Source organism: Arthrobacter sp. T572, assembly GCF_056780115.1.
The window spans coordinates 3,404,118-3,424,790 of the sequence record NZ_JBRAZQ010000002.1 but is presented as its reverse complement, the minus strand read 5'-3'; the positions used below and the strand labels follow the sequence as shown (position 1 = coordinate 3,424,790).

Sequence of the window (20,673 nt, the reverse complement as noted above, 5' to 3'; positions counted from 1 at the left end):
GGAGCGGACGCTCCAGGGAGCAGGGCAGGGAGATGAAGCCCTGCCCTGCTCCTCATAAACCCTCGAACTTACGCAGCGCGCACTACCCCTCAACAGCTTCACGGAATGAGAATATGAGGCAAGACAGCGCGCTGCACCGGCCGGGCCCCCGGCCGGGACACCTGGAAAAAGGACGTGTTGCCATGCTGGATCTGTTGCCTTCGCTGGGGAGCTGGCGGCCTGCGGTCTCAGGCCAACGATGCGCTGTGGCCACGATTGTGGGGACCGGCGGTTCGGTGCCGCGGCCCACAGGGACCTCCATGATGGTCTCCGAAACCGGCGAAATCCTGGGCAGCCTTTCAGGCGGCTGCGTGGAAGGCGCCGTGGTTGAAGCGGCCCTGGAAGCAATGCGCGACGGCGGCCCCCGCCTTGAGTCGTTCGGCTTCAGTGCCGAGGACGCTTTCGCGGCCGGGCTCATATGTGGCGGGGAACTCGAAGTGCACATCCAGCCGCTCGGCGGGCCGGCTGAACTTGGGCTCCTGGCCAGCCAGCCGGAGGGCGCCACTGCCTTGGCACTGATCCGACGGCTGGACGCGGGAGGAGGTGCCGTCGTCGTCCATGATCCTGTGCGGTTCCGTGCCATGGAGTCGCAGGAACTGGCCGAGCTGGTGGGGGACCACCCCGCGACGCTCTTCGCGGCAGCTGCCCAAGTGGAGCCCCTGCTGCAGGGTGGCCGCACGGGACTGGTGAGGCTCGCGCCGCCGGAAGGTTGCATCGATGGTTGGGTCACCTTGGACCGGTGGGAAAATCCTCGTGAGGAACCTGAACCGCAGCCCATCACCCTGTTCGTCGAGAGCCGTTTGCCGGCCGCGCGCATGCTCATTTTCGGTGCCAATGATTTTGGTGCCGCGCTGCTCCCTGCCGGGCAGCTCCTGGGCTACGATGTCACGCTCTGCGACGCCAGGCCCGCCTTTGCCCAACAAGGGCGCTTTGCCGGGGCGGACCAAGTGGTCACGCAATGGCCTCACGAGTACCTGGAAGCCGAAGCCGCCGCAGGACGGATCGACGCCCGCACCGTGGTGTGCGTACTGACCCACGACCCTAAGTTCGATATTCCGCTCCTGGAAACGGCTCTCCGGCTCAAACTGGCGTACGTCGGTGCCATGGGCTCGCGCCGAAGCCATCGCCAACGGATCACGGCTCTGCTGGATACGGGCATGCCGGTGGGGATGCTGGAGCAACTGCACTCGCCGATCGGCCTTGATCTGGGAGCGGTGACCCCTGCGGAAGTTGCGGTATCCATCACGGCGGAGATCGTGGCAGGCCGGGGCACCCGGACCGCAGGCAGTACAGGATTTCCTTCACTCAAAGACACGTCCGGGCCGATCCACGCATCGCCCGCAGAAGCTGTGCCGGCCGGTCCGGCACCCCATTCCCTCCAGGAGGACCCATGGACATGAACACCATCGAGGCGGTGGTTCCTACCACCGACCCGTCGCAATGGCGCGAAGGGGATGCGTGGCTGGCGGGTGGGACCGTCCTGTTCTCCTACGGCAGCACCGTGCTGAAGCGCCTTCTTGACCTGGGCGCCGCGGGGTGGCCTGCCATCACGGCCTCCGACCGCGGGATCGACCTCGCCGCCACCTGCACTGTGGCGGAGCTCTACGACCTCCCCGATTCTGCAGAAGCGGCGCACCGGGAATGGCCTGCCCTGGCGTTGGTCCGTCCCAGTTGCGATTCCTTTGTGGCGTCATTCAAGATCTGGAACATGTCCACCGTGGGTGGCAACATCTGCACGTCGTTGCCGGCAGGACCCATGATCTCGCTGTGCGCGGGGTTGGACGGAGTTGCCACGATCCTCAGTCCGGATGGCAGCAGCCGCGAGGTGCCGGTGGCCGACTTTGTCACCGGCGACATGGACAACGTGCTCTCACCCGGCGAACTGCTGCGGAGCATCCACCTTCCCGCCGAAGCCCTTTCTGCCCGCGTGGCCTTCCGCCGCTTGTCCTTGAGCAACCTCGGCCGCTCCGGTGTGCTGCTGATTGGCAGGCTGGACCCCGTCTTCGGCCTGGTCATCACGGTGACCGCCTCCACCAAGCGACCGGTTCAACTCAGGTTCGCCGCCGATCAGGTTCCTGACGCCGCCGGGCTGGCTGCCGCCGTCGACGATTCCATTCCCTGGACGCTCTACCACGATGACATCCACGGACTTCCGGCGTGGCGCCGGGACATGACCCTCCGGCTCGCGGAGGAAATCCGGGCAGAGCTGCTGGATGAGGGGATGCGGGTCTCTGGTGATTTCTGGCCGCCGCACGACACCTCGCCCCAGCCGTCCACGCAACCCTCCAGCACCCCCGGCGACCCCCAGAAGGAGGCCACCCATGGCAATTGAGATCAACGGTGCTGCTTCGCAGGCCGCACCCCGTCCCGGCCAGTGCCTTCGCACTTTCCTGCGGGAACAGGGCAACTTCGGCGTCAAGAAGGGCTGCGACGGCGGCGACTGCGGAGCCTGCACCGTCCACGTCGACGGCACGCCGGTCCACAGCTGCATCTATCCGGCGGTCCGTGCCGAGGGCAAAGCAGTCACCACCATCGAAGGCCTCGCCACTGCCGAGGGCCTCCACCCTGTGCAGGAACAGTTCCTCGAAGCCCAGGGCTTCCAATGCGGCTTCTGCACCGCCGGCATGATGATGACCGCGGCCACGTTCGACGACGAACAACGCGCCAACCTGCCGCGGAACCTCAAAGGCAACCTGTGCCGCTGCACCGGCTACCGGTCCATTGCGGACGCGGTCTGCGGGGACTCCGGCCACGCGCACGCGCACGGGCACGACGCCGGGGCGGGCGTTTCCGGAACGCCCGACGCCGGAGCGGGCGTTTCCGGGGCGGGCGTTTCCGGAACGCACGACGCCGGGGCGGGCGTTTCCGTGGCGCACGACGCCGGAGCGGGCGTTTCCGGGGCGCAGGCACCGGCCGCCGTTGAGGCCAAGAGCGGCCAGCTCGGTGACAACGTCCCCGCACCCGCCGGCCAGGCTGTGGTCACGGGCACCGCCCGGTACACCCTGGACGTCCCGGCCGAACAGCTTCCCGGTTTGCTGCACCTGAAGCTCCTCCGTTCCCCGCACGCCCACGCGCGGATCGTGTCCATCGACAAGGCAGCAGCGCTGGCAGTTCCGGGTGTGGTGGCGGTGTTCACCCATGAGGACGCCCCGCAGCAGCTCTTCTCCACGGCCCAGCACGAGCAGTACACCGACGATCCCGATGACACCAGGGTGCTGGACAACGTGGTGAGGTTCATCGGGCAGCGGGTTGCCGCCGTCGTGGCCGAATCCGTTGGCGCAGCGGAGGCCGGCGCGCGGGCCTTGGAGGTGGAGTATGAGCTCCTGGAAGCTGTCTTCACTCCGCAGGACGCCATCCTTCCCGCCGCCCCGGCCATTCATGGCGAAAAGGACGCCGTCTCCACCCGGATTGCGCGGCCCATGGACAATGTGGTGGCCGAAGTGCACGCGGAACTGGGTAGTGTTGCCGACGGGTTCGCCGCCGCCGATTTTGTCCACGAACACACCTACCAGACCCAGCGCGTGCAGCACGTTGCCATGGAAACCCACTCGTCCATTGCGTGGGTGGACGAGGAAGGACGGCTGTTGGTCCGTTCCTCCACCCAGGTTCCCTTCCTGGTCAAGCGGACCCTGGTCCGCCTGTTCAACCTGCCGCAGGAGTCCGTCCGGGTGGTTGCCGGACGGGTCGGTGGTGGCTTCGGTGGCAAGCAGGAAGTGCTCACCGAGGACCTGGTGGCGTTGGCAGCCCTTGCGTTGAAGCGGCCCGTGCAAGTGGAGTTCACCCGGACGGAGCAGTTCACGTCAACCACCACCAGGCACCCGTTCACGATCAAGCTCAAGGCAGGGGCCAACCGCGACGGCTACCTGACCGCCCTGCAACTGGATGTCCTCACCAATACCGGCGCATACGGCAACCACGCGCCAGGTGTGATGTTCCACGGCTGCGGCGAATCCCTGGCGGTGTACAAATGCGCCAACAAGAAGGTGGATGCCCACGCCGTGTATACCAACACGGTTCCTGCCGGCGCCTTCCGTGGCTACGGCCTGAGCCAGATGATCTTTGCGATCGAATCGGCCATTGATGAGCTGGCTGTCGGGATCGGCATGGACCCGCTGGAGTTCCGGCTCAAGAACATGGTCCGGCCCGGTGACCACATGCTTTCCACTACGCCCGAACCCGAGGAAGACGTCCACTACGGCAGCTACGGCCTGGACCAGTGCGTGGCCTTGGTTCGCGACGCCTTGGACCGGGGCAAGGAACGGTACCGTGCCGCGGGCCTGGATGACCTCGGACCGGAGTGGGTCACCGGCGAAGGCGCGGCACTGTCCATGATCGACACCGTCCCGCCGCGTGGCCACTTCGCCCACACCCGGGTGAGCCTGGAAGCGGACGGCCGGTACGCCGTCGACGTCGGAACTGCGGAATTCGGGAACGGCACCACCACCGTCCATGCGCAGCTGGCTGCCACGGCTCTCAGCACTACCGCCTACAACATCCAGGTGCGGCAGTCCGACACGGACCTCGTGGAGCACGATACCGGCGCGTTCGGCTCAGCCGGAACAGTGGTGGCGGGCAAGGCGACGCTCGCAGCTGCGCTGGAGTTGGCTACCCGCATCCAGACGGTCGCTGCTTCGCTGACCGGTGTCCCCTTGGCGGATTGCCGTCTGGTGGACGGAGCGGTGGAGTGCGGCGACCGGACGGTGCCGTTGAAGGACATCTACGACGCCGGTACGCTGCAGGGCGTCCGTCTCGCCACTGACGGGAACTGGGGTGGTACGCCGCGCTCGGTGGCGTTCAACGTCCATGGGTTCCGCGTTGCCGTGAACACCGGAACGGGGGAGTTGCGGATCCTGCAGAGCGTGCAGGCTGCCGATGCAGGTGTTGTGGTCAACCCCCGGCAATGCCGTGGTCAGATCGAGGGCGGCATTGCGCAGGCCTTGGGTGCCACGTTGTATGAGGAAGTGAAGGTGGACGGGGAAGGCCGGGTCACCACGGATATCCTGCGGCAGTACCACATCCCTTCCTTCGCGGATGTGCCCCGGAGCGAGGTCTACTTCGCTACGACCAACGATTCCACCGGCCCGTTGGGAGCCAAGTCCATGAGCGAGAGTCCGTTCAACCCCGTGGCACCTGCCCTGGCCAACGCGATCCGGAACGCAACGGGGGTCCGCTTCGGCGAGCTCCCCATCGCGCGGGACAAGATCTACCTGGCGTTAAGGAACCGCACCCTGATCCCGAACTAGCCGCACCCTGTTCCCCACCCCCTCACCCAACTAGGTCGCATTTGTGCGCGTTTTGACCCGGCAAAACGCGCACAAATGCGACCTAGTTGGGTTCCAGGGGGAGTTCCATGAAGACACTGTTCGGATCCAGGCTGTAATCGGCGAAAGGAGCGCATTCGGTGAAGCTGTGCTTGGCATACAGACTGCGGGCCGGAGCGAAGTACTCCTCGGTCCCCGTTTCCAAGGCCACCCGGTGGTAACCCCGGTTCCGTGCCTCGGCCAGGATGTGCTTCAACAGCAGCGTCGCAACTCCCCGGCCGCGTGCCTCCCCGGCAGTCCGCATGGACTTGAGTTCCGCCTGTCCGGGCACGCCCAGCACCTTCAGCGCTCCGCAACCCAGGAGCACTCCATCCTCCCGGGCGGTCCAGAACGTGATCGATTCGTGGGACAACGCGGAATGATCCAGGGCATGCACGCTTTCCGCAGGGGACGTGGCGAACATGTCGGCCAGGTGCTCACTCAGGAGTGCGTGGACATCAGGGCGCGCGGGATCGTCAATGTCGATACGGATCATGCGGTCAAATCTACCCGTCCAGCAGATGCAGCTGGTCCTTGGTATCCAGGTCTTCACCGGAGCAGAGATCACTGCAATCCACCAGGTCGACCAAACCCGGGTGGGCTTTGAGGAACGAGCGCGCGCCCGTGTCACCGTGCGCTGCTTCCGCCGCCTGGTCGCGGAGCCCGACGTCGAAAATCACCGGGTGCCGACGCTTCAGGTGGCCGAACCCGTCAGGATAGGCGGCTGCAGTGACCCGGCCGGGACGGTGGCTGCCCAGCAACCTGCTGACCGCCGTCGGGGTTAATCCGGGCTGGTCCACCAGCGCCACCATGATGCTGTTCCCCGGCTCCGCCGCTCCGATGCCCAGACGGAAGGAACCCGACATCCCCTTGGCCCAGTGATCGTTCGCAACCACCCTGTACCGCGAGAGTTCCGTGGAACTGCGCACCCGGTCAGCCTCGGCTCCGAGGACCACCACCACCTCGCGGCAGCCACCGTCGAACAAGGTGTCGGCCAGGACTTCCACCAGGGTCCGGCCCCGGTAGGGGAGCAGGGCTTTGGGGCCGCGGCCCAATCGTGTCCCGGCGCCGGCGGCAAGCAGGACGCCCGTGGTGGGCGCCGTGCCGGATGCAGTCATATCCTCACCATACGCGCGGGGCCCTTTCCGGTCTGTAGCTCCTGCGTTGCTTTCCATGACATCTACCAATATCGGTTTCAAACTACTCCTCGGTAGGGCTGTTGGTGGCCACCGACGCCGATTATTGTCGGTAGGGAATTGTTCAAATCAGCTCTGATGCAATGACGCGTGGAGGTAGGGGAAGATGGCGGGCAGTTTCGAAATTCTCAGGGCGGGAAGCAACACTTTCCGGTTCCGGCTGACAGCCGATGACGGAACAGTGGTGGCCGTATCACCGCAGTTTCCCAGCCTGAAGGCAGTGGTGGCCGGCATCAACGCGGTCCGGGAAAACGCAGCCACAGGGTTCGTGGTGGACCGGAGGAACCTGGGGACGTAGATTCATTGCAGTCTTAACGCAAGGGTGGCGGCGGTGTTCATGAACACCGCCGCCACCTTTTTTAGTGCAGTTTCCTAGGCGTCGCCGCCGGCGCCACCTGTGGTGCCTGCGTTGACGTCCAGCAGCTTGTACCGATCAATCGCGTACGACGGCGCGCCCTCCTCGACCTCGCCCCTCGCCGCCAGCATCTGCAGGGTTTTGGTGACGATGGAGTGGGTGTCGTTTTTGAAGTAGCGGCGGGCGGCGGCGCGGGTGTCGGAGAAGCCGAAGCCGTCGGCGCCGAGGGTGGCGAAGTCGTTGGGGATGAATTGGCGGATTTGGTCGGGGACGGCTTTCATGTAGTCGGTGACGGCGATGACGGGTCCGGTGTGGCCGGCGAGTTGTTCGGTGATGAATGGTGTGGGTGCTGGTTGGCCGGGGTTGAGGAAGGCGTGTTCTTCGGCGGCGAGTCCGTCGCGTCGGAGTTCGTTCCAGGAGGTCACGGACCAGATGGTGGCGGCGACGTTCCAGTCTTCGGCGAGGGTCCGTTGGGCTTCGAGGGCCCAGGGGACGGAGACGCCGGAGGCGAGGATGTTCGCGGTGGGCCGGTTGGGGTCGCCTTCGGGGGCGTCGGCGAGTTTGTAGATGCCTTTGAGGAGCCCGTTGATGTCGAGGTTTTCGGGTTCGGCGGGTTGGGTGATGGGTTCGTTGTAGACGGTGAGGTAGAACATTGTGTTCTTATCTGACGCTGTTCTTGTTCCTTGCGCGTCAGCGTCGCCGTACATGGTTTCGAGGCCGTGGCGGATGATGTGGCCGATTTCGTAGCCGTAGGCGGGGTCGTAGGTGCGCACGGCGGGGTTGGTGGAGGCGAGCAGGGGTGAGTGTCCGTCGGCGTGTTGGAGGCCTTCGCCGGTGAGGGTGGTTCGTCCTGCGGTGGCGCCGATGATGAAGCCGCGGGTCATTTGGTCGGCTGCGGCCCAGAAGGAATCGCCGGTGCGTTGGAAGCCGAACATGGAGTAGAACACGTAGATCGGGACCAGGGGTTCGCCGTGGGTGGCGTAGGAGGTTCCGGCGGCGGTGAACGCTGCGACGGCTCCGGCTTCGTTGATGCCGGGGTGGATCAGTTGCCCGGCGGGGGATTCTTTGTAGGCCAGGACGAGGTCGCGGTCCACGGAGAGGTAGTTCTGGCCTTTGGGGTTGTAGATTTTCGCGGTCGGGAAGAACGCGTCCATGCCGAAGGTGCGGGATTCGTCCGGGACGACCGGGACGAGGCGGTGGCCGAAGTTCTTGTCCCGCATGAGGTCCTTGAGCAAACGCACGAAGGCCATGGTGGTCGCGGCTTGTTGTTTCCCGGACCCGCGTTTGGCGACGTCGTAGGACTTGGCCTCGGGCAGGGTGACGGGGGTGTGGGTGCTGCGGCGTTCGGGTACGAACCCGCCCAGGGCGGCGCGGCGTTCCATGAGGTACTGGATTTCCGGGGCGTCCATGCCGGGGTGGTAGTACGGGGGCCGGTAGAGGTCCGCGTCGAGTTGTTCGTCCGTGATGGGGATGCGCAGGTGGTCACGGAAGGCTTTGAGGTCTTCCATGGTGAGTTTTTTCATCTGGTGGGTGGCGTTGCGGCCCTCGAAGTGCGGGCCCAGGCCGTAGCCCTTGACCGTTTTGGCCAGGATGACGGTGGGTTTGCCCTTGAACTCGGTGGCTGCCTTGTACGCGGCGTAGACCTTGCGGTAGTCATGGCCGCCGCGTTTGAGGTTCCAGATCTGCTCATCGCTCAGGTCCGCGACCATGTCCTTGGTCTGCGGGGACTTGCCGAAGAAGTGTTCCCGGACGAACCCGCCGGATTCGGCCTTGTAGGTCTGGTAATCGCCATCGGGGGTTTCGTTCATGATTTTCACGAGCGCACCATCGGTGTCGTTTTCCAGGAGGGTGTCCCATTCCCGGCCCCAGACGACCTTGATCACGTTCCAGCCCGCGCCGCGGAAGAACGCCTCGAGTTCCTGCATGATCTTGCCGTTGCCGCGCACCGGCCCGTCCAGGCGCTGGAGGTTGCAGTTGATCACGAAGTTCAGGTTGTCCAGGTTCTCGTTCGCGGCCAGCTGCAACAGGCCACGGGACTCGGGCTCGTCCATTTCCCCGTCACCGAGGAACGCCCAGACCTGCTGGTCGGAGGTGTCCTTGATCCCGCGGTGGTGCAGGTACCGGTTGGACTGGGCCTGGTAGATCGCGTTCATCGGGCCGATACCCATCGACACGGTCGGGAACTCCCAGAACCCCGGCATCAGGCGCGGATGCGGGTAGGACGAGAGGGCATGGCCTTCCCGGGACTTCTCCTGCCGGAACCCGTCCAAATCCTCCTCGGACAGGCGCCCTTCCATGAACGCCCGCGCGTACATGCCCGGAGACGCGTGGCCCTGGAAGAACACCTGGTCCCCGCCCGAGGGATGGTCCTTGCCACGGAAGAAATGATTGAACCCGACCTCGTACAACGTCGCCGCGCCCGCGTAGGTGGAAATATGCCCGCCCACCCCAATATCGGACCGCTGCGCACGATGAACCATCACCGCCGCGTTCCACCGCATATACGCCCGGTACCGGCGCTCGAACTCCTCGTTCCCCGGGAACTCAGCTTCCTGGTCCACCGGGATCGTGTTCACATAATCAGTGGTCGTCACCATCGGAACACCCACGCTCCGGGCACCGGCACGCTGCAACAACGAACGCATAATGAACTGCGCCCGCTCCGTACCCTGCTCCGCGATCAACGCATCCAGGGACTCAATCCACTCCGCCGTCTCTTCCGGATCACGATCAGGCAACTGGGCAGTCAACCCACTAAGGATGTGTGAGGTCTCTTCTCCTGCAGCCACGTCCAACCTCTCTTCATTGAATGTCTGGGCGCTTGCTCTGTGGGGGCGCTCAAGGGAATTTCGTATTGTGAGAATAAAATTCTGCTATTCGAGATTACGCACGCCGATCAGGCAGCGTCAACACGGAATGCGGGTTCAATACAGTCAACTCCCCGGCTACGGTCCAGGCAACCAATTGTGACCCGTCCTACACAGGCGCCAGCCAAGCAACCCTTGACGCTCAGTGATCCACGTCATAAAGTGTTTTCACTATTCAATAACTTGTTTTCATAATGTGGAAACAGTACGAAGTGGAGATCCACGATGCAGACGACTTCATCAGTCGGCGTCACTGGGACTCCGGAAGACGCAGAATCCCACGGCTCTACTCCCGTGGCGGTAGGCAACACAGCCCTGTGCGACATCGCTTCCGAAGCCTCAGGCCGTACCATCAGCCCTAGCCTCTACAACATCGACCTCGCTCCCACCAAGGCCAAGGGCCGCAAGTGGACCAGCTACAGCATTTTCACCCTCTGGGCCAATGACGTCCACAGCCTGGGTAACTATGCCTTTGCGATTGGTCTGTTCTCCCTCGGGCTCGGCGGCTGGCAGATCCTGGTAGCCCTGGGCATTGGAGCAGTGCTGCTCTTCGCCCTTCTGAATTTCTCCGGGTTCATGGGACAGAAGACCGGCGTCCCGTTCCCCGTCATGAGCCGGATCAGCTTCGGCATCCGTGGCGCCCAAATCGCGAGCCTGGTCCGTGGCGCCGTAGCCATTGCCTGGTTCGGCATCCAGACCTACCTGGCGTCCGTGGTCCTCAGGGTCATGCTGGTTGCCATGGCCCCGGGCCTGAAGGACCTGGACAGCAACTCGATCCTGGGCCTGTCCACCCTTGGCTGGATTGCGTTCGTCGGCCTCTGGATTGTCCAGTTGGTCATCGTGAGCTTCGGCATGGAGATGATCCGTAAATACGAGGCCTTCGCGGGTCCCGTGATCCTGGTGACCATGGCTGCCATTGCCGTGTGGGTCTTCGTCGAAGCCGGCGGCGCCATCCAGTGGTCGGGCATCAAGGGCCTTGAAGGTACGGAAATGTGGCTGACGATCTTCGCCGGCGGCGCCCTCTGGGTGTCGATTTACGGAACGTTCGTCCTGAACTTCTGCGACTTCACCCGCTCGTCCACCTCAAAGAAGTCGATCGTCCGCGGCAACTTCTGGGGCATCCCCATCAACATGCTCGTGTTCGGCGCCATCGTGGTGGTCATGGCCGGCGGGCAGTACAAGATCAACGGCACGGTCATCGAGAGCCCCTCGGACATTGTCCAGAGCATTCCCAACACCCTCCTGCTGGTCCTTGCCTGCCTGGCACTGCTGATCCTGACCATCGCCGTGAACCTGATGGCCAACTTCGTGGCCCCCGTCTATGCGCTGACCAACCTGCTCCCCAAGCACCTGAACTTCCGCCGGGCTGCATGGGTCAGCGGCACGATCGGCCTGGTCATCCTGCCGTGGAACCTCTACAACAACCCCATCGTCATTGTGTACTTCCTGGGCGGCCTGGGTGCTTTGCTCGGTCCGCTCTTCGGTGTGGTCATGGCTGACTACTGGCTGGTCCGCCGCGGCAAGGTCAACGTTCCTGAGCTCTACACGGAAGATCCCAAGGGCGCGTACTTCTACAAGCGCGGCGTCAACCCCAGGGCCATCATCGCGATGATCCCGGCCGCGGCACTGGCGATCGCCATCGCCTTCATTCCCGGCCTTGCGGCCGCTGCCCCGTTCGCCTGGTTTATCGGGGCGGGCGTCGCTGCCCTGACGTACTTTGCAGTGGCCGACAAGAAGCAGGCCTTCGACGACGTCTCCGGCGAACCCATCGCGGTTGCCAGCACCCACTAGAGCATTGCAGTAAGGCATGGCCCGTCCTCCCGGTCGTCAAACCGCAGGGCGGGCATTGCCATTGAAAGGAAAAACCATGCGCATCCTTGTCGCAAACGTGAACACCACCCAGTCCATGACCGATTCCATTGCCGCCCAAGCACGCGCGGCCGCAGCTCCCGGAACGGAAATCATCGGCATCACCCCACGGTTCGGTGCCGACTCCTGCGAGGGAAACTTCGAAAGCTACCTTGCGGCCATCGCAGTCATGGATGCCGTGGTGAACTATCCCGAGCCGTTCGACGCCGTGATCCAGGCAGGGTACGGTGAGCACGGCCGCGAGGGCCTGCAGGAACTCCTTGATGTTCCCGTGGTGGACATTACCGAGGCTGCCGCCAGCACGGCGATGTTCCTTGGCCACAAGTACTCCGTGGTCACCACGCTGGACCGTGCTGTGCCGCTCATCGAAGACCGCCTCAAGCTTGCCGGGCTTGACGCACGGTGCGCCTCGGTCCGGGCCAGCGGCATGGCCGTCCTGGAATTGGAGGAGCACCCCGACCGCGCTGTGGAAGCCATCGTGGGCCAGGCCCAAGAAGCTGTCACCCGCGATCACGCCGAAGTGATTGTGCTGGGGTGTGGCGGCATGGCGGGGCTGGACGACCAAATCCGGGAGCGCACCGGCGTGCCGGTAGTGGACGGGGTGGCTGCGGCCGTGACCATCGCTGAGTCCCTGGTCCGCCTTGGCCTCTCCACGTCCAAGGTCCGTACCTACGCCGCGCCCCGGCCCAAGACTGTCATAGGCTGGCCGATAACTGCCGCAGCCCAGACCGCTGCACGCTAGGCAACCCCGTCGAAAGGCAACCACATGAATGACTCACGCCCGCCCGCAGATCGGAGGGTCGCCGTCGTGACCGGGGCAGGTTCCGGTATCGGGAGGGCTGTCGCCCGGCTGATGTTGGCCGAGGGCTACCGCGTTGCGCTGGCCGGGCGCCGTGAGGCGCAGCTGCTGCAGACGGCAGACGGGCATCCGGAGGCCCTTGCGGTGCCATGCGACGTGACAGTGCCCGACGACGTCACGCACCTTTTCGCGGAGGTGCGGCGGCGCTGGGGCCGGGTGGATGTGCTGTTCAACAATGCCGGAATTTTCGGGCCCGCGGGCGACGTGGGGGACATCGACATTGCGGAGTGGGAAGCCACCCTGCGCGTCAACGTGACCGGTTCAATGCTGTGTGCGGCGGAGGCTGTCCGGACCATGAAGGCCCAGGAACCCCAGGGCGGGCGCATCATCAACAACGGCTCCATTGCCGCGCACTCGCCCCGGCCGAGGTCTGTTGCTTACGCAGTCACCAAGCACGCCATGACCGGCCTCACCAAGAGCATTGAGCTGGACGGGCGCGGCTTCGGCATCACGTGCGGCCAGATTGATATTGGCAATACCCGCACCGAGATCATGGACACCATCGGTGTGGGCTCAGGTGCCCTGCAGGCCGATGGTTCCCGCAAGGTGGAGCCCATGTTCCCGGTGGAGGACGCAGCCAGGGCTGTGCTGATGATGGCCAACATGCCGGCGTCGGCCAGTGTGGGTTCCGTGGTTGTGACTGCCGCGGGCATGCCGTTCATCGGCCGGGGTTAGGACTTCCCGGCCCTCGGAACTGCCTTCCCCGGAGCCCGCCCGACCACGGCCCGTACCGCCACCACCCACTTTCACGCAGCCCAGCCCGCGGCGCGCCCCTTTTCACGGCGTGTCGCGGGCTTTTTGGTGCCAAAGAAGGTGGTGGCGAAACGCAGGCGTGGCATACCAAACACATTATGACTTCCATAATATGGAAAAGGATTCTCCCCTTGCGGAATGGTGTGACCAGGATTACATTGAAGAAACCCCCTGAAAATCGGGGCTGATCCCAACTGATTGGTTCAGAACAATGAAAATCCCAGACTCTTCGGCGCTGAAGGCGAGTTCGGCGCCGCTGAAGAAGAAGCCCCTGTACAGGTCGCTCTTCTTTCAGATCCTGATCGCTGTCGTCGCAGGTGTACTCATCGGCCACTTCTGGCCGACCATCGGGTCCACCCTCCGGCCCTTGGGCGATGGATTCATTCAACTCATCAAGATGATCATCGCCCCGCTGATCTTCCTCGTGATTGTCACGGGAATCTCAGCAGTCGGCGACGTCAAAGCGGTCGGAAGGGTCGGGGTCAAAGCACTCGTCTACTTCACGGCAGCAACACTTTTCGCCTTGGTCTTCGGACTCATCGTGGGCAACATCGTCCAGCCAGGCGCCGGCCTGAACATCGATCCGGCAACACTGTCCCAGGAAGCACTTAACGCCAAGACCGGGAACGCGCCGCCCAAAGATGCTGCGGCGTTCATCCTGGATGTCATCCCCACCAGCGTGATCGGGGCCTTCGCCAACAACAGCCTGCTCCAGGTGCTCTTCTTCTCCGTCTTCTTCGGCGCAGCGATCGTGGTCATCGGCCGCGAACGGTGCATGCCGGTCATCAGCCTCATGGAAACCGTCCTGGAACTGATCTTCAAGATCATGTCCTGGATCATGAAGGTAGCCCCGATCGGCGCGTTCGGTGCCATGGCTTTCATCATCGGCCAGTACGGACTGGGCACGTTGGGAACGTACGCGCTGCTGATTGCGGCCTGCTACGGCGCCGCCATTGTCTTCATCGCGCTCCTGTTCCTGGTGGCCTGGGGCTTCGCGCGGGTCCCGCTGTGGCACTTCCTCAAGTACACCCGCGAGGAATTCCTGCTGGCGCTGGGCACGGCCTCCACCGAGGCCGTCATGCCCCGCATCATGACCAAGCTGACCAACGCCGGTTGCTCCCGTGCAACCACCGGCCTGGTGGTCCCGACCGGTTACTCCTTCAACCTGGACGGCGCTGCGATCTACCTGTCCATCTCGTTGCTGTTCCTGGCGCAGGCGTTCGGGCACAACCTGGACCTCGGACAGCAGCTGGCAGCCCTGGGCGTGCTGCTCCTGACCTCCAAAGGCATGGCAGGCGTGCCGGGCTCATCGTTCCTGGCCCTGTCGGCAACCGCCGCAGCCCTGGGGATCTTCCCGGTGGCCGGCGTCGCACTCCTCCTGGGGGCCGACCGCCTCATGGACTCCATGCGCGTGGTTGTGAACCTGCTCGGCAACTGCGTGGCCACGTTCGTCGTCGCCAAATGGGAGGGCCAGTTTGACCGCAGCGTGATGGTCCGCGCCTTCAAGGGCGAGATCACCAACGAGGACTCGGCCATCATGCTCGGCAAGGAAGACGTCTACGAGGAGCAGGAGCTCGAGCGCATCAGCGACGGGCAGACCCCGTCTCCCAAATTCCGTGGTGGCCCCACGGCGGACAACATTCCCCAGTTCGAAATGAGCAAGAAGGGGCAGGCAAGCAACCCGGTCTGCCCTGACTGAGCGGGCGGTTCCGTAACCGCTGATGCCTCCAGGACCCGCGTCCCGGGGGCATCAGCGGCACTTAAAGCGGAAGCAGGTGGGAAAGATCCGCGCGCAGCCCGGATGCTGCCACCCGGCCTGCCGCCACCGCATCCGCCCACGAAATCCGGCCGGTCACCAGCTCAAGCCAGGTGCCGCCGTCGGTCTCTATGACGTTCGGGGGAGTCCCGCGCGTGTGCCGCGGCCCCTCCACACACTGGGTCACGCCGAACGGCGGCACCCGCACCTCCACGGAATTGCCGGGGGCGCGGGCGGTGACCTCCTCCAGGGAGTAGCGGACCGCCGTCGCGATCAAGGAGCGCGACGGCGGCGTCCCGGCTCCGGCGGTTTCGGTACCGGGATGCCCGACGGCGGTTTGCCAGGCTTCCAGCGCGGCGCGGCCTTCCTGGATGTCCACGCGGCGACGTGCAACTGCCATGGTGTTGTTTCTCCTGTTAAGACGAACTAGCCGAGCATGGCGGACACTGCGTGGCCCAGGCGGATCCTGCCCACCTGGCGGCCTCCGCCGAGGACCGGCTCCACCACCCGTTCCAGCACGTTGGACACGGCGGGAACATCCACCGCACCGCTGACGGCCAGCAGGGTCAAGCCCACCAGGGTGGTGGCGCGCAGGTTCCCGTCCAGCATTTTGACGGCCACCGTGGCGCCGGTGGCAGTGGCGAGGACCAGCACGCCTTCGGCGCCGATCTTGGCCAGGATGTCCAGCTCTTCCATCACGATCGTATTGGACTCGCCCCGGCCCTGGACCGCCCAAGGGTAGTCCAGCATGGACGTGGCGATGGTCGCCGCGCGGGCGTTGGAGGTGGAGTCGCCGGGCGACTTGGCGAGGCGGGAGAATGCCCGGGCCAGTCCGGTGAGGGAAACGGCTGCCACGGGTGCGCCGCAACCGTCGATACCCAGGTGCGAGATGGCTTCGCCGCTGTACTCCTCGATGACGGAACGCACACGTTGCTGCAGGGGGTGGTTTGGTTCAAGGTAGCTGCGCAGGTCCCAGCTGTTTTCGGAGCATGCCCAGAGGAACGCCGCGTGCTTGCCGGAGCAGTTGAAGGCGAGCCGGGACCGGCCCTTCTCCGAGCGGACCAACCAGTTGCGGGCCGTTTCATCCTCTGGCCACGTGGCGGGACACTGCAGGTGGTCTTCCTTCAGGCCCGCTCCCTTGAGCATGCCCGCCACCACGTCCATGTGATCCAGGGATCCGGTATGGCTTCCGCAGGCCACAGCCACCTGGGCGCCGCGGAGGGGCACTCCGGACTGCATGGCTGCCAGGGCCTGGAATGGTTTGAGGGTGGAACGGGCCATGACCGGCGCATCGATATCACCCAGGCGGGTGACTACCGAACCGTCTCCCGAGAGGACCACGGCGGCCCCGATGTGCCGGGACTCGATGAAGCCACTGCGTTCGATCACGGCCAGTTCGACGGCGGACTCAACGTTGAACGTTTCATGGGAACTCAGTGGCATGAGGCAAGTCTAGGTTGCCCGGACGCAAGGACGGGTCACGTTGCCCTGTCACGCTGAACGCTGTCGCCGCAACAGCTTAGGCCCCTCGCCGCACACAAAGTACCCTTGAAGACTGTGAAGGTACTCGTCATTGGCCCAGGCGGCCGCGAACACGCCATTGTCCGCTCTCTGCTTGAAGATCCCAACGTGTCCGAGGTCCACGCGGCTCCGGGCAACGCCGGCATCAGCAAACTCGTTCCCACCCACGCGATTGACGGGAACAACCCGGAAGCCGTGTCCGCCCTCGCCACCAAGCTGGGCGTGGACCTGGTTGTCGTTGGCCCGGAAGCTCCGCTCGCCGCGGGTGTCTCCGACGCCGTGCGCGAAGCCGGTATCCCCGTCTTCGGCCCTTCCAAGGAAGCTGCACAACTGGAAGCCTCCAAGGCCTTCGCCAAGCAGATCATGGCCGAAGCCGGTGTGCCCACCGCCATGGCACGGGTCGCTGAAAACGCCGAAGAAGCCGCAGACGCGCTGGACACCTTCGGTGCTCCCTACGTCGTCAAGGACGATGGCCTCGCCGCCGGCAAGGGCGTTGTGGTCACCCGTAACCGGGACGAGGCCCTGGCCCACGCCCAGGCATGCTTCGACGCCGGTGGAACCGTGGTGATCGAGGAGTTCCTGGACGGTCCCGAGGTTTCCCTGTTCGTCCTCTGCGACGGCCACACCACCGTGCCGCTGTCCCCGGCCCAGGACTTCAAGCGCATCTTCGACAACGACGAAGGCCCCAACACGGGCGGCATGGGCGCCTACACGCCGCTCGAGTGGGCCCCTGAAGGGCTCGTGCAGGAAGTCATCGACCGTGTGGCCCAGCCGACCGTGGACGAGATGGCCCGCCGCGGTACTCCTTTCGTCGGCGTGCTCTACTGCGGCCTGGCCCTCACCTCCCGCGGAACCCGGGTCATCGAGTTCAACGCACGCTTCGGCGACCCCGAAACCCAGGCCGTCCTCGCCCGTCTCAAGACCCCGCTCGGCGCGCTGCTGCTGGCAGCTGCCAAGGGCGAACTGGACACGGCAGAAGAGCTGCGCTGGTCCAAGGACACGGCAGTCGCCGTCGTCGTTGCCGCCGAAAACTACCCGGACACGCCCCGTACCGGCGACCGCATCCGCGGCCTCAAGAAGGTTGACGAACTGGACGGCGTCCACGTCATCCACGCCGGCACCAAGCTGGACGAAGACGGCAAGGTTGTCTCTGCCGGTGGCCGCGTCCTTGCGGTGGTGGCGCTCGGTTCCGATCTGGTGGACGCGCGCGAAAAAGCGTACGACGGCGTGGAGCTGGTTCAGCTTGAAGGCTCCCAGTACCGTACGGATATCGCAGGCAAGGCAGCGCGCGGCGAAATCAAGGTTCCTTACGGCGCCACCGGCAGCATCCCGAAAGTGCAGGCGTGACCATGACCGATTCCTTGCCCTCCGGCGGGCTTGAAACCAACGCACTGCAGCTGCCCGGCTGGACGCACGTCTACTCCGGCAAAGTCCGCGACCTGTATGTCCCGGCCGACGAATCCATCACGGAGAAGGTCGGCCAGGAGTGCGTCCTGGTGGTGGCCAGTGACCGTATCAGCGCCTACGACCACGTCCTGAGCAGCGAGATCCCGGACAAAGGCCGCGTCCTGACCCAGCTGAGCCTGTGGTGGTTCGAGCAGCTGGATGTCGAGCACCATGTGCTGGCCTCCACGGTCGAGGGCGGTGTCCCCGCCGAGGTCGAAGGCCGGGCCATGATTTGCAAGAAGCTGGACATGTTCCCGGTGGAATGCATCGCCCGCGGCTACCTCACCGGATCAGGCCTGGCTGAATACAAGGAATCCGGTACGGTGTGCAGCATCCCGCTGCCCGGGGGCCTGGTGGATGGTTCCCGCCTGGAGAAGGCCCTGTTCACCCCCTCCGCCAAGGCCGAGGTGGGCGAGCACGACGAGAACATCACCTACGACGACGTCGTGGCGCTGGTGGGCGATGACATCGCGGCCCGGCTCAGCGAGCTGACTCTGAAGATCTACACCCGCGCCGAGGAGATCGCCCGCGCACGCGGCATTATTCTGGCCGACACCAAGGTGGAGTTCGGCATCGACGCAGGCACCGGCATCATCACACTTGGCGACGAAGTCCTGACCCCTGACTCCTCTCGGTTCTGGGATGCGTCCACGTATGCACCGGGCAAGTCGCAGCCGTCCTACGACAAACAGTACGTCCGCGACTGGCTGACGTCGGATGAGTCGGGGTGGGACAAGTCCTCCGACACTCCGCCGCCGGCCCTCCCGACAGAGGTAGTGGAGCGCACCCGTGCCCGCTACGTCGAGGCGTACGAGAAACTGACGGGCCGCACCTTCGCCTAGCCCTCACCCAACTGGGTCGCAGTAGAGCGCGTTTTGAGCCGTCAAAACGCGCTCTACTGCTACTTAGATGGGCTAGCTGGCTTCTGAATGTGCTTCTGGGTGGGCGGCGGCGCGGCGTTCGGCCAGCCGGATTTCCAGCACCGCATCCATGGCCTGCTGGACCCTGTCCGAGGCTCCGGCGGCGCTGAAGTCGTGTTGCGCCTCTTCGAGGAAATGCAGGGCATCGGAGGTTTCACCGGCGGCCTTGAGGGATTTGCCCAGCAACAGCGACACTTCGCCGGCCGTGTGGCGGGCCAGGACTTTCCGGTCCTGGTAAATTTCGCGGAGCTTCTGGACGGCGGCAGGAATGTCACCGGTCAAGTACAGCCAGCGGGCGCGGATGAAGGCGACCTCCAGCTGGTCCGTCTTGTTGCCGCCCACGATGGACAGTGCCAGTTCAGCCCGTTCAATGGCGGACAAAGTCTCAGGCTCCACGATTCCCGAGGACAGTCTCACCGCAGCGGAGGCCTTGTTGAACCGTGCCCACAGCTCGATGTCGTTGGCAGGGGAGAGGAGCGAGGCAGCACGCTCGTGGTGCTTGATGCCTTCCGTGTAGTCGTGCCGCATGAACGCAACGTTGCCCACCACCCATGCGACCTCGCCGGCGAGCTGCGACATGGAGTGCTCATCCATGTGCTCGATCATCGCGAGGCAATACTCCCACGCCTCATCCAGTTTGCCGCTCTCCGCCAGCGCACCAATCAACGCGCGGTGCGCGCCAATGATCAGCGTGGATCCCTTGGGCAGCTCACCGCACAGCTCAACAGCCTTTTTGGCATGCTCGACGGCGGTGGCCAGCTGCCCTTGTCCGTGGCAGACAGCGGCAAGCATCTGCCAGGCACGAACACCGAGTCCGGCGGATTCGGTGGCCATGGGGTGCTCCAGCAGGTGCTCCACGATTTGCTGGCATTCCTTCAGCTGGCCCTGCTTCATGACGCATTCGGCCTGCATGTAAGTCATATTCCACCAGGCGCTGTTGTTCTTCGCTTCCAACGCAATCTGGGCTGCGGTTGCAGCGTGGCTCGCAGCAAGCTGGTAGTCCCTGAGATCCCACGCCTGCCGGGCGTAGAGGCCGGCCAGGACGTATTCTGCGTCGCTGACGGACACAGGCTGGCTCCAGGCCTCCAAGGCTTTCGGTGCCAGTTCGAGCCGGCGGGCCAGTTCCTCGATCACTTCAGCCGTCGGTTCCCGGCGGCCGGTCTCCAGCAAGGAGATGTAGCTGGGGGAGTACAGGTTCTTGCCCAGCTCTGCCTGCGTCAACCCGCGTTCGAGCCGTTCGGCACGTAGCTTCTCGCCGAATCCGTTTCCCACGGGGCCCTCCTACACGTGTGATCGCATCAAAACCTTGACAGTCTCTGTGGAAAACATTTTACAATGTATGTCAACAGGGACCGCGCAATTTCCGTAACGAATCCGACTCGCATTGGGGAACATAATGTTCAAAAAACTCGCCGCTTCTGCGGCATTGGCAGGCGCTCTCGCTTTCACGGTTGCGGGCCCCGCAGTCGTCTCTGCAGCTCCCGCTGCGGACTCCAGCTCAACTGTCAGCGCTATTGGCAACTGGCCGGATCCGATGCGTGCATCGGTATCCGCCCCCACCAAGACGACAGAGACCACGTACACCACGTCGTCCATTGGCAACTGGCCTGATCCGATGTAAACAGGACATCCGAAGAGACCCCGGAGCATCACGAGCTGCTCCGGGGTTTCTTTTTGCCCTCGTTGCTGGACCCGCTCTGCGTTGGCAAAGCTTGGCCAGGGGCGCAAAGCCGGCCCGGCAATGCGAGGTCGCACAAAAGCAGTGTGATTCGAACAAACAAAAATGGCGCCG

The 20,673-nt window shown here is 64.5% G+C and carries 17 protein-coding genes; 11 read left to right on the top strand and 6 right to left on the bottom strand.

Going from position 1 to position 20,673, the window contains the following annotated elements:
* Nucleotides 1-182: 182 nt before the first annotated feature.
* The 3 genes from ACUYMZ_RS17000 to ACUYMZ_RS16990 are packed head-to-tail and all read left to right on the top strand — an operon-like array spanning nt 183 to nt 5,282.
* Nucleotides 183-1,439, top strand: coding sequence for an XdhC family protein (locus ACUYMZ_RS17000; protein ID WP_481605919.1), 1,257 nt, complete (start codon nt 183-185; stop codon nt 1,437-1,439).
* On the top strand, nt 1,430-2,371 hold the full coding sequence (locus tag ACUYMZ_RS16995; protein WP_481604710.1) for an FAD binding domain-containing protein: 942 nt from the start codon (nt 1,430-1,432) through the stop codon (nt 2,369-2,371). The genes ACUYMZ_RS17000 and ACUYMZ_RS16995 overlap by 10 nt, the downstream gene beginning before the upstream one ends.
* Entirely contained in the window at nt 2,361-5,282 is a 2,922-nt protein-coding gene (locus ACUYMZ_RS16990) for a molybdopterin-dependent oxidoreductase (RefSeq protein ID WP_481604708.1), read from the top strand. The genes ACUYMZ_RS16995 and ACUYMZ_RS16990 overlap by 11 nt, the downstream gene beginning before the upstream one ends.
* An 82-nt stretch (nt 5,283-5,364) precedes the next feature.
* Here ACUYMZ_RS16990 and ACUYMZ_RS16985 read toward each other — a convergent pair whose 3' ends face one another.
* Entirely contained in the window at nt 5,365-5,835 is a 471-nt protein-coding gene (locus ACUYMZ_RS16985; protein WP_481604706.1) for a GNAT family N-acetyltransferase, read from the bottom strand.
* A gap of 10 nt (nt 5,836-5,845) precedes the next feature.
* Nucleotides 5,846-6,457: a nicotine blue oxidoreductase gene (gene nboR / locus ACUYMZ_RS16980; protein WP_442423718.1), complete on the bottom strand. Its 612-nt coding sequence runs from the start codon at nt 6,455-6,457 to the stop codon at nt 5,846-5,848.
* Nucleotides 6,458-6,641: 184 nt separating this feature from the next.
* On the opposite strand from nboR, the gene ACUYMZ_RS16975 reads away from it, so the two are divergent.
* Complete coding sequence (locus tag ACUYMZ_RS16975; RefSeq protein WP_426003999.1) at nt 6,642-6,833, top strand: YegP family protein; 192 nt, start codon at nt 6,642-6,644, stop codon at nt 6,831-6,833.
* Nucleotides 6,834-6,907: 74 nt separating this feature from the next.
* Here the strand turns inward: ACUYMZ_RS16975 and aceE are convergent, their stop codons facing one another.
* Complete coding sequence (gene aceE / locus ACUYMZ_RS16970) at nt 6,908-9,679, bottom strand: pyruvate dehydrogenase (acetyl-transferring), homodimeric type (RefSeq protein WP_481604703.1); 2,772 nt, start codon at nt 9,677-9,679, stop codon at nt 6,908-6,910.
* Nucleotides 9,680-9,982: 303 nt separating this feature from the next.
* On the opposite strand from aceE, the gene ACUYMZ_RS16965 reads away from it, so the two are divergent.
* The 4 genes from ACUYMZ_RS16965 to ACUYMZ_RS16950 all read left to right on the top strand — a co-directional run bounded on the left by ACUYMZ_RS16965 (nt 9,983) and on the right by ACUYMZ_RS16950 (nt 14,937).
* Complete coding sequence (locus tag ACUYMZ_RS16965) at nt 9,983-11,548, top strand: NCS1 family nucleobase:cation symporter-1 (RefSeq protein ID WP_426003997.1); 1,566 nt, start codon at nt 9,983-9,985, stop codon at nt 11,546-11,548.
* A gap of 76 nt (nt 11,549-11,624) precedes the next feature.
* Nucleotides 11,625-12,368, top strand: a complete 744-nt coding sequence (locus ACUYMZ_RS16960; RefSeq protein WP_481604701.1) for an aspartate/glutamate racemase family protein — start codon at nt 11,625-11,627, stop codon at nt 12,366-12,368.
* A 24-nt stretch (nt 12,369-12,392) separates the two neighbouring features.
* A complete protein-coding gene (locus tag ACUYMZ_RS16955) occupies nt 12,393-13,160 on the top strand; it encodes an SDR family oxidoreductase (protein WP_481604699.1) in 768 nt (255 codons plus the stop codon).
* A gap of 289 nt (nt 13,161-13,449) precedes the next feature.
* Nucleotides 13,450-14,937 (top strand): cation:dicarboxylate symporter family transporter, encoded by a 1,488-nt coding sequence (locus ACUYMZ_RS16950; RefSeq protein ID WP_426003994.1) that lies wholly within the window; start codon nt 13,450-13,452, stop codon nt 14,935-14,937.
* Between the two features lie 61 nt (nt 14,938-14,998).
* Here the strand turns inward: ACUYMZ_RS16950 and ACUYMZ_RS16945 are convergent, their stop codons facing one another.
* Both ACUYMZ_RS16945 and ACUYMZ_RS16940 read right to left on the bottom strand, forming a co-directional pair.
* Nucleotides 14,999-15,394, bottom strand: coding sequence for a sterol carrier family protein (locus ACUYMZ_RS16945; RefSeq protein WP_481604697.1), 396 nt, complete (start codon nt 15,392-15,394; stop codon nt 14,999-15,001).
* 26 nt (nt 15,395-15,420) lie between these two features.
* A complete protein-coding gene (locus ACUYMZ_RS16940; RefSeq protein WP_481604695.1) occupies nt 15,421-16,437 on the bottom strand; it encodes an asparaginase in 1,017 nt (338 codons plus the stop codon).
* 114 nt (nt 16,438-16,551) lie between these two features.
* Here ACUYMZ_RS16940 and purD point away from each other — a divergent pair, with 114 nt between their 5' ends.
* Nucleotides 16,552-17,862: a phosphoribosylamine--glycine ligase gene (gene purD / locus ACUYMZ_RS16935; RefSeq protein ID WP_426007602.1), complete on the top strand. Its 1,311-nt coding sequence runs from the start codon at nt 16,552-16,554 to the stop codon at nt 17,860-17,862.
* A gap of 2 nt (nt 17,863-17,864) precedes the next feature.
* Complete coding sequence (locus ACUYMZ_RS16930) at nt 17,865-18,803, top strand: phosphoribosylaminoimidazolesuccinocarboxamide synthase (RefSeq protein WP_481604693.1); 939 nt, start codon at nt 17,865-17,867, stop codon at nt 18,801-18,803.
* Between the two features lie 72 nt (nt 18,804-18,875).
* Here the strand turns inward: ACUYMZ_RS16930 and ACUYMZ_RS16925 are convergent, their stop codons facing one another.
* The gene (locus ACUYMZ_RS16925; protein ID WP_426003990.1) at nt 18,876-20,153 is read right to left on the bottom strand and encodes a helix-turn-helix domain-containing protein; all 1,278 of its coding nucleotides are present in this window, start codon (nt 20,151-20,153) and stop codon (nt 18,876-18,878) included.
* Between the two features lie 124 nt (nt 20,154-20,277).
* Between ACUYMZ_RS16925 and ACUYMZ_RS16920 the strand changes: the two genes are divergently transcribed.
* Nucleotides 20,278-20,502, top strand: a complete 225-nt coding sequence (locus ACUYMZ_RS16920) for a hypothetical protein (protein WP_442425054.1) — start codon at nt 20,278-20,280, stop codon at nt 20,500-20,502.
* Nucleotides 20,503-20,673: the final 171 nt, after the last annotated feature.

Bases quoted from the DNA above. Each gene is read 5' to 3' on its own strand.
- ACUYMZ_RS16990 (WP_481604708.1), top strand. From the start codon at position 2,361: ATGGCAATTGAGATCAACGGTGCTGCTTCGCAGGCCGCACCCCGTCCC.
- ACUYMZ_RS16940 (WP_481604695.1), bottom strand. From the start codon at position 16,437: ATGCCACTGAGTTCCCATGAAACGTTCAACGTTGAGTCCGCCGTCGAA.
- ACUYMZ_RS16945 (WP_481604697.1), bottom strand. From the start codon at position 15,394: ATGGCAGTTGCACGTCGCCGCGTGGACATCCAGGAAGGCCGCGCCGCG.
- ACUYMZ_RS16985 (WP_481604706.1), bottom strand. From the start codon at position 5,835: ATGATCCGTATCGACATTGACGATCCCGCGCGCCCTGATGTCCACGCA.
- ACUYMZ_RS16965 (WP_426003997.1), top strand. From the start codon at position 9,983: ATGCAGACGACTTCATCAGTCGGCGTCACTGGGACTCCGGAAGACGCA.
- ACUYMZ_RS16920 (WP_442425054.1), top strand. From the start codon at position 20,278: ATGTTCAAAAAACTCGCCGCTTCTGCGGCATTGGCAGGCGCTCTCGCT.
- ACUYMZ_RS16975 (WP_426003999.1), top strand. From the start codon at position 6,642: ATGGCGGGCAGTTTCGAAATTCTCAGGGCGGGAAGCAACACTTTCCGG.
- ACUYMZ_RS16950 (WP_426003994.1), top strand. From the start codon at position 13,450: ATGAAAATCCCAGACTCTTCGGCGCTGAAGGCGAGTTCGGCGCCGCTG.
- ACUYMZ_RS16995 (WP_481604710.1), top strand. From the start codon at position 1,430: ATGGACATGAACACCATCGAGGCGGTGGTTCCTACCACCGACCCGTCG.
- ACUYMZ_RS16955 (WP_481604699.1), top strand. From the start codon at position 12,393: ATGAATGACTCACGCCCGCCCGCAGATCGGAGGGTCGCCGTCGTGACC.
- nboR (WP_442423718.1), bottom strand. From the start codon at position 6,457: ATGACTGCATCCGGCACGGCGCCCACCACGGGCGTCCTGCTTGCCGCC.
- ACUYMZ_RS17000 (WP_481605919.1), top strand. From the start codon at position 183: ATGCTGGATCTGTTGCCTTCGCTGGGGAGCTGGCGGCCTGCGGTCTCA.
- ACUYMZ_RS16960 (WP_481604701.1), top strand. From the start codon at position 11,625: ATGCGCATCCTTGTCGCAAACGTGAACACCACCCAGTCCATGACCGAT.
- ACUYMZ_RS16930 (WP_481604693.1), top strand. From the start codon at position 17,865: ATGACCGATTCCTTGCCCTCCGGCGGGCTTGAAACCAACGCACTGCAG.